Below are 501 nucleotides of genomic sequence, written 5' to 3'. Positions count from 1 at the left end.
GTACGAGCGTCAGGAAGTCAAAGAAAACAGCTTCAATGATACGGCGGCCAATCATACGGCAAACTATAATACAGGGAACAATAATACGGGGGGCAATATGGTCAATACGTCCAAATCCGAAGTGAAAAACTATGTTTTTATTGCCTATGTGACATATGCCTTGGGCTTGTTTATTTGGTTTACACCCGTCGTCGGTGTGATTTTGGCGTTTATCAAACGCGATGAAGCGCAAGGCAGCATTTACGCCAGCCATATTGATTATCTGATTAAGACATTTTGGGTGTCTTTGATTGGTATGGTTTTAGGGATGCTGACCATACTTATCTTAATCGGTTGGCTGATTTTGGCGGCAACCGGTGTTTGGCTCATTTATCGTGTAGTCGTCGGATTGATTAAACTGAATGAAGATAAGCCTGTTTCTAATCAAGGATGGTTCTAAAGCATGACATATTTATTGGCAAGTATCGTTTGCAGCGTGTTGGTTTCAGTACTGCTGAAAGT

The 501-nt window shown here is 41.7% G+C and carries 1 protein-coding gene; it reads left to right on the top strand.

The genetic code is table 11. From position 1 onward, the window contains the following. Positions 1–439, top strand: a 439-nt coding sequence (locus ACTHUM_RS18925; protein ID WP_440403816.1) for a DUF4870 family protein, incomplete at its 5' end; no start/stop codon positions are given. Positions 440–501 lie beyond the last annotated feature (62 nt).

The organism is Neisseria sp. P0021.S006, from assembly GCF_051956895.1.
The sequence above is the reverse complement of the archived record's forward strand: the minus strand, read 5'-3'. Positions and strand labels throughout refer to the sequence as shown.